The following is a 10,267-nucleotide window of genomic DNA, read 5'->3' as shown; positions in this document are numbered from 1 at the left end:
CCGCCCAACCGGGCGCACCCGCCCAGCCGGCCGCGCCGGTCGATCCGAACGCCGTGGTCGCCACGATCAACGGCCAGTCGCTGACCGAGGCCGACCTTGCGCTTGCCGAAGGCGAGCTGTCGCAGCAGTTTGCGCAGATGCCGCCCGAACAGCGCCGCGCCGCAGCCCTTTCGGCGGCGATCGAAATCAAGGTCATGGCCGCCCAGGCGGTCACCACCGGCCTCGACAAGGATCCCGACTTCCAGCGCCGCATGGCGTTCCTGCAGCAGCGCGCCCTGCATGGCGAAATGGTCGAGAAGGATGTCGTCGGCAAGATCACCGATGCCGAGGTTCGCGCCCGCTACGACCAGGAAATCGCCAACACGCCGCCGGCCAACGAGGTCCATGCCCGTCACATCCTCGTGAAGACGAAGGAAGCGGCCGATGCGATCATCAAGCAGCTCGATGGCGGCGCCGATTTCCAGAAACTCGCCAACGAGCACACCAGCGATCCGAGCGGCAAGACCAGCGGCGGCGATCTCGGCTGGTTCGGACCCGGTCAGATGGTGCCGGAATTCGACAAGGCGGTGTTCGCGCTGGCGGTCGGCAAGTACACCGAGCAGCCGGTGCAGTCGCAGTTCGGCTGGCACGTCATCCAGGTCGAGGACAAGCGGGCCAAGCAGCCACCGGCCTTCGACCAGGTCAAGGATCAGGCCCGTCAGGCTGTCATCCGCGACAAATACATCGCGCTGGTCAAGTCGCTGCGCGCCCAGGCCAAGGTCGAGATCCCGGACGAGAAGCTGAAGAAGACGGTCGACGCGCTGGAAAACACCAAGTAGGCGAGGGCAATCGCCTGTGCAAAATTGTTGGCGTCGGCGCCGCCCCTCATCTGCCTGCCGGCATCTTCTCCCCGTGTAGTGACGGGGAGAAGGGGGCTGGCCGCGACCCCGGCGCCATTCCTGCAACGCTGGAGGTTGGCGAAATCCGTTGCGAAGGCGTCCTTCTCCCCGTCACTATACGGGGAGAAGTGCCCGGCAGGGCGATGAGGGGCAGCGCAGCCTCCGACAATTGTTCCTCTGGTGGTCTGCACCACGCCAGGGTCTTGCCCCGCCACCCTGCCGCTCTACCGGGCGGTGCGACCGATGACACGTCGACGCCTCCGCCGGACAGCCGCGCCGTCGACCGAGCCGGCATCGTCAGCTTCTATGCCCTTCAACAGATAGCCAACCGCCTTGCGCAGCGTCGTTTCGTCTTCGTCGAGGCGATTGGTCAAGAGATGCGTCCAGGCAAACGAGGCGACCAGGTCGGCGACGAGCGTGGAATCGACGTCGGCCGCGACTTCGCCTCTTGCCTTGGCGCGTTCGATCATCTGGCCGGTATGGGCATGGCGTCCTTTGGTGTATTCGGCAAGCACGGCGGCCACCATTGCGTCCGACTGCGCCTCGGCGATCAGCGATCTGAAGATGCTGCCTGACGATGTTTCGCGCCAGTGCGAGAACAGGCTTTTGAGGAAGCCGACGAGATCGTCCTCGAGGTTGCCGGTATCGGGATAATCGACGCGCTTTAGCCGCTGATAGACGTCGAACAGCAAGGCGGCCTTGCTCGGCCACCAGCGATAGATTGTCGGCTTTCCCGCACGCGCCCGCCGCGCCACCGCTTCGATCGAGAAGCCGGAATAACCGGCCTCGACCAGAACTGCCTCGGCGGCGTCGAGAATGGCGTCGGCGCTGTCGGGGTTGCGCCGCGCGCCGATCGACCTGCGCCCCCGATCCAGCCCCATCCTGTTTTCCTTCGATGCTTTTTCGTCGGCAGATCGTACACGCTCTCTCGACGAAACGAAACGGTCCGTTTCGCGCAACTGAACGTTCGTTTCGATGAGAAAGGGCATGTGCCCAACATCAAACGCCCTTGCGCCGGCGCCCGCTATCGGGCAAACCGGCGTTCCCCTTGCGTTTTTCCCGCCCGAGGTCCTCATGTCAGCCACGATTTCGCCGCTCGCGCCGAAGAAATATCCCAACATGCCTGACATCGAGGGCGCCCGCATCGCCACAGCCGAGGCCGGGATAAAGTACAAGAACCGCACCGACCTGCTGACCATGGTCTTCGATGCCGGCACCACGGTCGCCGGCGTGTTCACCAAGTCGAAATGCCCGTCGGCGCCGGTCGATTTCTGCCGGCAGAATCTTAGCGCCGGCAAGGCGCGCGTCCTGGTCGTCAATTCCGGCAATGCCAATGCCTTCACCGGCAGCAAGGGCCGAGCCTCCACGGCAATGACCGGCGAAGCTGCGGCCAAGGCTGCGGGCTGCACGCCGGACGAGGTGTTTCTGGCCTCGACCGGCGTCATCGGCGAGCCGCTCGATGCCGGCAAGTTCGGCCATCTGCTCGCCGGACTGGTCAGGAACGGCAGGCCGGACCTGTGGACCGAAGCCGCCAAGGCGATCATGACCACCGACACCTATCCGAAACTGGCGACCGCGACGGTAAAACTCGGCGACGCCGACGTCACCATCAACGGCATTGCCAAGGGCGCCGGCATGATCGCGCCCGACATGGCGACGATGCTCTCCTTCATCGCTACCGACGCGCCGATCGCAGCCCCCGTGCTGCAGGATCTTTTGTCGCGCGGCACCGCCAAGACCTTCAATGCGGTCACCGTCGACAGCGACACCTCGACCAGCGACACACTGCTGATGTTCGCCACCGGCACGGCCGCCCGGCGCGGCGCGCCTGATATCACGAATGCCGGCGATGCGCGCCTTGGCGCCTTCCGCCGCGCGCTCGGCAAGGTGCTGAAAGCGCTGGCACTGCAAGTGGTGCGCGACGGCGAGGGCGCGCGAAAACAGGTCGAGGTCACCGTCACCGGCGCGAAATCGGCCCGCTCGGCCAAGCGCATCGCGCTGTCGATCGCCAATTCGCCGCTGGTCAAGACGGCGGTCGCCGGCGAAGACGCCAATTGGGGCCGCGTGGTCATGGCCGTCGGCAAGGCCGGCGAACCGGCCGACCGCGACCTGCTGTCGATCTGGTTCGGCGACATCAGGCTGGCGCATCAGGGCGAGCGCGACGCCGCCTACTCCGAGGAGGCGACGTCGGCCTACATGAAGCGCGACGAGATCCGCATCCGTGCCGATATCGGCATCGGCCGCGGCAAGGCGACGGTGTGGACTTGCGACCTCACCAAGGAGTATGTCGCCATCAACGGCGATTATCGGAGTTGATGGCGTTGGTTTCCAGACATCCGGCAAGCGTGCTTGCCATCGTGCGCCGCTACGAGGCGGCCGGCTTTCGCGCCTGGCCGGCGGCGGCCGTGCATTATGACGGCACCTGGGTGGTGCGGCTGACGGCGGGCCATCCGGCCAAGCGGCTGAATTCCGTCAACCCGCTCGATCCGGGCGACATCCAGCACATTGCCGATCGCATCGGCCGCGCCAGCCGCCGTTTCGACGCCTATGGCCGGCCGCTGACCTTCCGCATATCGCCGCTGTCGGGGCCGATCCTTGCCAAACATCTCGACAGCGAGGGCTGGAGCACATTCGACGAATCGCTGGTGATGCGGCTGCCGCTGGCGGACGCCCAGCTCGATGCCGCCATGGACCAGATCCCGCTGAAGGACATCAGCCGCTTCATCGGCGCGGCGCTCAAGGTAAGCGGCTCGGATGTGTCTCTGCGGCCGGGCCTGTCGGAGATCATCGGCGCCATCCAGCCGGAGGCCGGGCTGTTCGCGCTCGAAGACGGCACCGAACCGCTGGCGACGCTGATCTGCGTCCATGACGGCGATCTTGCCGGGCTGTTCGAGATCGCCACCGACAAATCGGTTCGCAACCAGGGCCATGGCCGCCACCTCATCCTGTCGGCGCTGAAATGGGCACGGCTGCGCGGCGCCCGGGAAGCCTGGCTGCAGGTCGAGGCCGACAACGCGCCGGCGCTGGCGCTTTATCGTTCGCTCGGGTTCGACGAAGTCTATCGTTACCATTATCGCCGGCCGCCCGGCGCATGACCGGCCCGCACCCTGTCGGCAAGCGCCTGCTCCTGGTCGCAGCCTGCGCGCTGGTCGATACCGACGGCCGCGTGCTTCTGGCGCAGCGCCCCGAAGGCAAGCAACTGGCCGGCCTGTGGGAGTTTCCGGGCGGCAAGGTCGAGCCCGGCGAGACGCCGGAAGAATGCCTCATCCGCGAATTGTACGAGGAGATCGGCATCGAAACCGATATTCCCTGCCTGGCGCCGTTCACCTTCGCCAGCCATTCCTACGATGATTTTCACCTGCTGATGCCGCTGTTCGTCTGCCGTCGCTTCCGCGGCATCGCGCAGCCGAAGGAGGGGCAGGTGCTGAAATGGGTGCGGCCGCGCCAGATGCGCGATTTTCCGATGCCGCCGGCCGACGCGCCGCTGATCCAGTTCCTCATCGATCTTCTGTGATTTGCCCTCCGAGACATAGACAACGTTAATGGAAGATTTATCTGGCCGTGAAAAAATGACGGCAGAAATCGAAGGAAGGTCGTGTCCAGGCCTTCGCCGGAGGGCGGTTGCATGAGCCTCGACAGGGACTGGGATTCGATCCGACCCGACCGCAGCTTTAGGGCTGCCGGCATGGGAATATTGCGGATCACGCTTTTGTTCGGCTCGGCCGCGGTGGCGCTGGCCCTGATCGCCACGCCCTTGCTCGACAACCGGACGCGATCAGCCCGCGACGATTTTGCCGGCGGCCTCGACAGGATGAGCACAGGGTCGGTTGAAAGCACGGGTTCGATTGGAAGCACGGGCTCGACCGGCCGTCGTGATACCTACACGCTGCGCAGGAGCGTGCTGCAGCCGCTGCCCACTTCGATCTGCGTGATACGCGACAATGGCCAGCGCAGCGGCGACTGCTGACACCGGCCAAAGCGGGTGCTTTCATCGCCTGTTAAGCCTGTGTCATTAACCTTTCTTAACAGGTCCGCGCTAGGGTTCCGGCAAGCGGGATCGACGGCCATGAAAACATTGCTGCAACGATTTTGGGAAGACAAGACCGGCGCGACGGCTGTCGAATATGGGCTGATCGTGGCCGTGCTGTCGCTTACCATCGTAGGCGGCGTCGGCAAGGTCGCCGACGCAATCACGTGGCTGTTCAGCGACAATGCCAGCAAGCTTGTGAAGGCTTTCGCGCAGTAACCGACCAGCCGCGTCCATAATAAACCGGTCAGCGCCGGCCGGGATTTTCCAGGATTGTCTTCAGCGACAGTTTTGCCGAGCCCGGCTTCATCGGTTTTTGCTGCGAGGCGTCGGGCGCCCAGCCTGACATCCAGACGATCGGAAAACTCGCCCTGACGCGGCCATCGGCATCCGAAAATCGTTCGGCATAGATTTCGGCGGCGCGGGCAAACAGCTTTCGTGTGGCCGGTCGCCTGCTGCGGTCGATGAGCGCGCTGGTCTCGCCCATCGCCCGCAGGTCCGCCATCAGGCCGAACAGGGAATCGTAGCGCACCGTCACCGTCTCGACGTCGGCGACGGGCAAGGCCAGACCGGCGCGTTGCAAAAGCGCGCCGGCGTCGCGCACGTCGGTGAACGGGATGACGCGCGGGCTGGCGCCGCCGTAAAACTCGGTCTCGGCGGCGAGCAGGCATTCGCGCAGCTCGGAAAGCGTGCCGGCGCCGGCAAAAGCGCCTAGGAAAAGACCGTCCGGCTTCAGTGCGCGGCGGATTTGCACCAGCATGCCGGGAATGTCGTTCATTGCCTGAAGCGACAAAAGCGACACCGCGAGGTCGAGGCTTTCCGGCTCGAATGGCACGGTCTCCAACGGCGCCACCAGTCCCGCGGCATCGCCCCCCGCCCCGTCGCCCAGGAAAGCCGCATCCGCCTCGACGCGCACGATGTCCGCCACCTTGCCGCTTGTCGCGAGCACGTCGACTGCCGCCGGCGTCTGGCAAAACAGGACGGCCGCCCTGTCGAATTTGCGTTCCACTGCACCCAGCCGGTCGGCGAGTTCCTCGGCCGCCCGCCGCATCAGGAAATCCGCGCCGGCAGCCGGGCTGGCGAGGGCCCGGCGCTTGTGCGCCAGCCAGAGAGAGGTATCGACTATAGGTTGCAACTGACAGTTCCTGGTTTCCGCACTCTGATATAGGGTGGCGGAGAAAGAACCACGTGGCCGATCCAATGCCGGATATCAAGAGTGTCGCTCGAAAGGCGTTGGACTGGCCGGCGCGCATCCTGTTTCCGCCGGTTTGCGCCGGTTGCCGACGGCATGTCTCGCAGCCCGGCGTGCTGTGCGGCGCCTGCTGGCCGAAACTCAGGCTTCTGGAGCGGCCATGGTGCCCGGTGATGGGCACGCCGTTCACCCATCACATGGGCGAGGGGTTCCTGTCGGCCGAGGGGTTCCTGTCGGCCGAGGCGATCGCCGACCCGCCGCCCTTCGAGCGGGCACGGGCCGCGGTCGCTTACTCAGGTGTCGCCCGCCGGATGGTGCAAGGGCTGAAATACCAGGATCGCACCGATCTGGCGCCGTGGATGGCGCGCTGGATGCTGCGCGCCGGTGCCGAACTGATCGCGGAAGCCGATGTGGTCGTGCCGGTGCCGCTGCACTGGCGGCGCTTTTTCAGGCGTCAGTTCAACCAGTCGGCGGAACTGGCAAGGGCGGTATCGCAGCTTGGCGGGCTGCCTTTTGCGCCCTCCGCGGTCAGGCGCGTCAAACTCACCCGCCAGCAGGTCGGGCTGGAGCGGCGGGAACGCGAGGAGAATGTGCGTGCCGCCTTCAGAGTGCCGGAGGAGGCCGAGATCGAGATCGCCGGCCGCCGGGTGCTCCTGATCGACGATGTCTATACCACCGGCGCCACTGTCCGCGCCGTCGCCAAGGCGCTGAAGAAGGGCGGTGCCGGGACGGTCGACGTGCTGACCTTTGCGCGCGTGCTGCCGGGGGACTTTCGGGCCGACGAGTCCGCGACTATATAGATTGGGAAAAGGCAGGATTGCTGACCGATGGTCGACGTGACGATCTATACACGGATGATGTGCGGCTATTGCGTGGCGGCCAAGCGGCTGCTCGAGCGCAAGGGCGTTGCCTACACCGAGCACGACGCCTCCTTCTCGCCGGAACTGCGGCGGGAAATGATTTCCCGCGCGAATGGCCGCTCGACCTTTCCGCAGATATTCATCGGCGACACGCATGTCGGCGGCTGTGACGATCTCCATGAACTGGAGGCAGAGGGCCGGCTTGACCGTCTGCTCGCCAATGGCTCGACGAATTGAGGACATGACGATGGGTGCTTTCAAGGCGGCGGCGATCCAGATGCGTTCGGGTACCAGCCCCGAGCGCAACGCGGTCGATCTGGAGCGGCTGGTGCGCGAGGCCGCGGGCCAGGGTGCGACCTATATCCAGTCACCGGAAATGACCGGTGCGCTGATCCGCGACAGCCAGGCGCGGGCCGCCGCCTTCACGTCCGAGGACAAGGACATCATCGTTTCGACCGCGCGAAAGCTGGCAAAAGACCTTGGCGTCTTCCTGCATATCGGCTCGACCGCCATCCTGCGCGCTGACGGCAAGCTCGCCAACCGCGCGCTTCTGTTCGGGCCGGATGGCGCCACCATTGCCACCTACGACAAGATCCACATGTTCGACGTCGATCTCGACAATGGCGAGAGCTGGCGCGAATCCGCCGCCTACGAGCCCGGCACTGAGGCCGTCGTCACCGAGATCAGCGGCGCCGGGATCGATGGGGCGAAGCTGGGTTTCGCCGTCTGCTACGATTTGCGCTTTCCGCAGCTGTTCCGCGCCGAGGCGCTGGCCGGCGCCGACCTGCTGTCGGTGCCCGCCGCCTTCACCCGTCAGACCGGCGAGGCGCACTGGCACGTGCTGCTACGGGCGCGCGCCATCGAGAACGGCGCCTATGTCGTTGCCGCGGCGCAAGGCGGCCTGCACGAGGACGGCCGCGAGACCTATGGCCATTCGCTGATCGTCGATCCGTGGGGCCGCATCGTCGCCGAGGCGTCACATGACGAACTGGCGGTGATCATCGCCGAGATCGACCCGGCGCAGTCGGCCGCCGCCCGCAAGAAGATCCCGAATCTGAAAAATTCACGCGACTTCGCCGTGAACGCCACTCCGGTCGAGGCGCAAAGTCTCAGGGGTGCGGCGTCTTGATTCGCTTTTCACTGATCTGTGACCACGAGCATGAATTCGAAGGCTGGTTTCGCAGCAACGACGATTTCGACACCCAGAAGAAGCTTGGCTTCGTCGATTGCCCGACCTGCGGCTCGCACAAGGTCGAGAAGGCGTTGATGGCGCCGGCCGTCTCCACCGGGCGCAGCCGAGAAAAGATCGCGCTCGCCATGGGCGAGGCCCAGAAGCAGGCGTTGGCACAATTGAAGGCGATGGCCGAGAAGGTGCGCGAGAACGCCGACTATGTCGGCGACAAGTTTGCCGAGGAGGCGCGCAAGATCCATTTCGGCGAGAGCGATCCGCGCGGCATCTATGGCGAGGCGACGCTGGAGGAGGCCAAGAGCCTGGCCGAGGACGGCGTCGAATTCATGCCGGTGCCGGCATTCCCGGAGGATCGTAACTGATAGACTGGTGTGACGGTTGGTACCGGGACGGGATTCCGCTTCGACCCGTTGCGGTCCTTGGACCATGTCGCAAAACGGATTATGCGAATGTTGCAAAAATCTGGCGCGAAACTGTCGCTTTAATCGGGGTTTTCGCGACAGTCGCAAAATCCGCATAGCTGCCGTTCTGTCGCAGAACTCCTAAAACCGATGTCAGCCCACGAGCGGATAAGGGTTGCATGCAATACGGGAATCCCGTATAGTCGAGCTTCATGACGGGAGACAGGTTCGACCCCGCCAAGGATGCGGTCAACCGCGAAAAGCACAAGCTGCCGCTGGCCTTTGGCGATCGGATTTTTGCGGACGACAACCACCTGATTATCCCCTCGATCCGCGAGATCGACGGCGAGGAACGGTTCAAGGCGGTCGGTTTCGTCGGGGAGAAGCTGTTCACCGGCGTTTCGTCTGGCGGGGCGACTTGCCTCGCTTCATCTCGGTGAGAAGGAGCAACAAGGGTGAAGAAAGAGCACATCACGCTGCCTGCTGACCCGACCGACGCCGAAGATTTCGACGTGATGGCCGAAGCACTGGACCGGGGCCAGCGCGCCCGCCTGATCCGCAGGACGAGGACTGGGCTTGGCCTGTCGCAAGCCGAGTTCGCCAGCCGCTTCCGGGTCCCGGTCGGCACGCTGCGCGACTGGGAGCAGGCGCGGGCGACCGCGCCGGATTTCGCCATCGCCTATGTGCGGGTGATCGGCCAGCATCCGGACATGGTGGCAAAGGCTGTCGCATAGTTGGCGTTGCCCGTATGCGACTTCGCCGTGAACGCCACTTCGGTCGAGGCGCAAAGTCTCAGGGGTGCGGCGTCTTGATTCGCTTTCATCGAGCCCTCCAGCCGCCAATCTCAAACGTTGCGATTTGCCACGAAACGGAATTACCCAGGCACCTTTAGGGGAGCACGCAAGTCTTTCCTGGATCGCAGGGTGGCGCGCTTTCCGTTCAAGTTCTTCAAGCTCCGATCGGCACCGCGTTTTAGAGGAAGTTCGATCGAGGCGGCGTCAATGGCATCGGGCGCTGCGATGTGAAGAACCGTCTGCCCCGCCTTGTCCTATGCGTTGATGTCGATGCCCTGCGACAACAGGAGGTCGAGGATCGCGACCTCCTGCGGAAACGTCGCACGGATCGGCACCAACCGCCTGATCTTCACCCCCGGCTGACGCTCCCTATCAACTTCTCAAGCAGGCCAGCGAGTGTGTCCTGTTCGGCGCGCGTCAGGCCGGAAAGTATCTCGTGTTCGTTGGCGACGTGAGCGGCGACCGCCTCATCGACCAATGCGAGACCTTTCTCGGTCAGTTGCACGACAACCCCGCGCCGGTCGTTGGGATGCGGTCCACGCATGATCAATCCGGATTTCTCAAGCCGGTCGAGCCGGTTGGTCATGGCGCCCGACGTCACCATCGTCGCCTCATAGAGGGCGGTTGGCGTCAGCGCGTAAGGTGATCCGGAACGGCGCAGCGTCGCCAACACGTCGAATTCCCCGGATTGCAGTCCGAAACGGGCAAACAGCGGAGCGAGGCGTTCTCGCGCTATCAGCGACGAGGCTTCGTTCAACCGTCCGAGCACGGCCATCGGCGAGACATCCAGGTCCGGCCGTTGTCTTTTCCACTGCTCGATCGCTTTCGCGGCGCGATCCATCTATCTCACCGTTAAATATCTTGACGTTAAGAATCTTTGTATTATCTTAGCTTGAGTCACAGTGCTGGCCAAGGGCCCGCAAAAG

General features: G+C 64.5%; 15 protein-coding genes. 12 read left to right on the top strand and 3 right to left on the bottom strand.

Annotated elements, in window-relative coordinates; genetic code table 11:
• Positions 1–818 (top strand): peptidylprolyl isomerase (locus tag AC0L2M_RS33325; protein ID WP_287176612.1); only part of this gene is annotated, 818 nt, incomplete at its 5' end.
• Positions 819–1,102: 284 nt separating this feature from the next.
• Here AC0L2M_RS33325 and AC0L2M_RS33320 read toward each other — a convergent pair.
• A complete protein-coding gene (locus tag AC0L2M_RS33320; RefSeq protein ID WP_473537063.1) occupies positions 1,103–1,759 on the bottom strand; it encodes a TetR/AcrR family transcriptional regulator in 657 nt (218 codons plus the stop codon).
• Positions 1,760–1,952: 193 nt separating this feature from the next.
• Between AC0L2M_RS33320 and argJ the strand changes: the two genes are divergently transcribed.
• From argJ to AC0L2M_RS33295, 5 genes are all read left to right on the top strand, one after another.
• Positions 1,953–3,194: a bifunctional glutamate N-acetyltransferase/amino-acid acetyltransferase ArgJ gene (gene argJ / locus AC0L2M_RS33315; protein ID WP_287347336.1), complete on the top strand. Its 1,242-nt coding sequence runs from the start codon at positions 1,953–1,955 to the stop codon at positions 3,192–3,194.
• Positions 3,194–3,973, top strand: coding sequence for a GNAT family N-acetyltransferase (locus AC0L2M_RS33310; RefSeq protein WP_031254151.1), 780 nt, complete (start codon positions 3,194–3,196; stop codon positions 3,971–3,973). Before argJ ends, AC0L2M_RS33310 begins: the two co-directional genes overlap by 1 nt.
• Positions 3,970–4,392, top strand: coding sequence for a (deoxy)nucleoside triphosphate pyrophosphohydrolase (locus tag AC0L2M_RS33305; protein WP_023797288.1), 423 nt, complete (start codon positions 3,970–3,972; stop codon positions 4,390–4,392). Before AC0L2M_RS33310 ends, AC0L2M_RS33305 begins: the two co-directional genes overlap by 4 nt.
• A 111-nt stretch (positions 4,393–4,503) precedes the next feature.
• Positions 4,504–4,845 carry a hypothetical protein gene (locus AC0L2M_RS33300; protein ID WP_023797289.1) on the top strand — a complete coding sequence of 114 codons (342 nt, stop codon included), beginning with the start codon at positions 4,504–4,506 and terminating at the stop codon, positions 4,843–4,845.
• Positions 4,846–4,944: 99 nt separating this feature from the next.
• Positions 4,945–5,124, top strand: a complete 180-nt coding sequence (locus AC0L2M_RS33295; protein WP_023797290.1) for a Flp family type IVb pilin — start codon at positions 4,945–4,947, stop codon at positions 5,122–5,124.
• Positions 5,125–5,152: 28 nt separating this feature from the next.
• Here the strand turns inward: AC0L2M_RS33295 and AC0L2M_RS33290 are convergent, their stop codons facing one another.
• Positions 5,153–6,040 (bottom strand): methyltransferase domain-containing protein, encoded by an 888-nt coding sequence (locus AC0L2M_RS33290; protein WP_473537062.1) that lies wholly within the window; start codon positions 6,038–6,040, stop codon positions 5,153–5,155.
• Between the two features lie 53 nt (positions 6,041–6,093).
• On the opposite strand from AC0L2M_RS33290, the gene AC0L2M_RS33285 reads away from it, so the two are divergent.
• The 6 genes from AC0L2M_RS33285 to AC0L2M_RS33260 all read left to right on the top strand — a co-directional run bounded on the left by AC0L2M_RS33285 (position 6,094) and on the right by AC0L2M_RS33260 (position 9,281).
• Positions 6,094–6,897: a ComF family protein gene (locus tag AC0L2M_RS33285; protein WP_473537060.1), complete on the top strand. Its 804-nt coding sequence runs from the start codon at positions 6,094–6,096 to the stop codon at positions 6,895–6,897.
• 27 nt (positions 6,898–6,924) lie between these two features.
• Positions 6,925–7,194, top strand: a complete 270-nt coding sequence (grxC, locus tag AC0L2M_RS33280) for a glutaredoxin 3 (protein ID WP_027153348.1) — start codon at positions 6,925–6,927, stop codon at positions 7,192–7,194.
• A 10-nt stretch (positions 7,195–7,204) separates the two neighbouring features.
• Complete coding sequence (locus AC0L2M_RS33275; RefSeq protein WP_473482550.1) at positions 7,205–8,086, top strand: carbon-nitrogen hydrolase family protein; 882 nt, start codon at positions 7,205–7,207, stop codon at positions 8,084–8,086.
• Positions 8,083–8,508 carry a DUF1178 family protein gene (locus AC0L2M_RS33270; protein ID WP_473537059.1) on the top strand — a complete coding sequence of 142 codons (426 nt, stop codon included), beginning with the start codon at positions 8,083–8,085 and terminating at the stop codon, positions 8,506–8,508. Before AC0L2M_RS33275 ends, AC0L2M_RS33270 begins: the two co-directional genes overlap by 4 nt.
• Before the next feature lie 251 nt (positions 8,509–8,759).
• On the top strand, positions 8,760–8,987 hold the full coding sequence (locus AC0L2M_RS33265; RefSeq protein ID WP_473537058.1) for a BrnT family toxin: 228 nt from the start codon (positions 8,760–8,762) through the stop codon (positions 8,985–8,987).
• 15 nt (positions 8,988–9,002) lie between these two features.
• Positions 9,003–9,281 carry a helix-turn-helix domain-containing protein gene (locus AC0L2M_RS33260; protein WP_023797297.1) on the top strand — a complete coding sequence of 93 codons (279 nt, stop codon included), beginning with the start codon at positions 9,003–9,005 and terminating at the stop codon, positions 9,279–9,281.
• Between the two features lie 409 nt (positions 9,282–9,690).
• On the opposite strand, the gene AC0L2M_RS33255 is transcribed toward AC0L2M_RS33260, so the two are convergent.
• Entirely contained in the window at positions 9,691–10,182 is a 492-nt protein-coding gene (locus tag AC0L2M_RS33255; RefSeq protein WP_128169839.1) for a MarR family winged helix-turn-helix transcriptional regulator, read from the bottom strand.
• Between the last annotated feature and the right edge of the window lie 85 nt (positions 10,183–10,267).

The sequence above is a fragment of the Mesorhizobium sp. WSM4806 genome (assembly GCF_055811635.1).
This window is presented reverse-complemented; position numbering and strand designations above follow the sequence as displayed.

Excerpts from the sequence above, each read along its gene's own strand:
- AC0L2M_RS33320 (WP_473537063.1), bottom strand. The coding sequence starts at position 1,759 with ATGGGGCTGGATCGGGGGCGCAGGTCGATCGGCGCGCGGCGCAACCCC.
- argJ (WP_287347336.1), top strand. The coding sequence starts at position 1,953 with ATGTCAGCCACGATTTCGCCGCTCGCGCCGAAGAAATATCCCAACATG.
- AC0L2M_RS33310 (WP_031254151.1), top strand. The coding sequence starts at position 3,194 with ATGGCGTTGGTTTCCAGACATCCGGCAAGCGTGCTTGCCATCGTGCGC.
- AC0L2M_RS33305 (WP_023797288.1), top strand. The coding sequence starts at position 3,970 with ATGACCGGCCCGCACCCTGTCGGCAAGCGCCTGCTCCTGGTCGCAGCC.
- AC0L2M_RS33300 (WP_023797289.1), top strand. The coding sequence starts at position 4,504 with ATGAGCCTCGACAGGGACTGGGATTCGATCCGACCCGACCGCAGCTTT.
- AC0L2M_RS33295 (WP_023797290.1), top strand. The coding sequence starts at position 4,945 with ATGAAAACATTGCTGCAACGATTTTGGGAAGACAAGACCGGCGCGACG.
- grxC (WP_027153348.1), top strand. The coding sequence starts at position 6,925 with ATGGTCGACGTGACGATCTATACACGGATGATGTGCGGCTATTGCGTG.
- AC0L2M_RS33275 (WP_473482550.1), top strand. The coding sequence starts at position 7,205 with ATGGGTGCTTTCAAGGCGGCGGCGATCCAGATGCGTTCGGGTACCAGC.
- AC0L2M_RS33265 (WP_473537058.1), top strand. The coding sequence starts at position 8,760 with ATGACGGGAGACAGGTTCGACCCCGCCAAGGATGCGGTCAACCGCGAA.
- AC0L2M_RS33255 (WP_128169839.1), bottom strand. The coding sequence starts at position 10,182 with ATGGATCGCGCCGCGAAAGCGATCGAGCAGTGGAAAAGACAACGGCCG.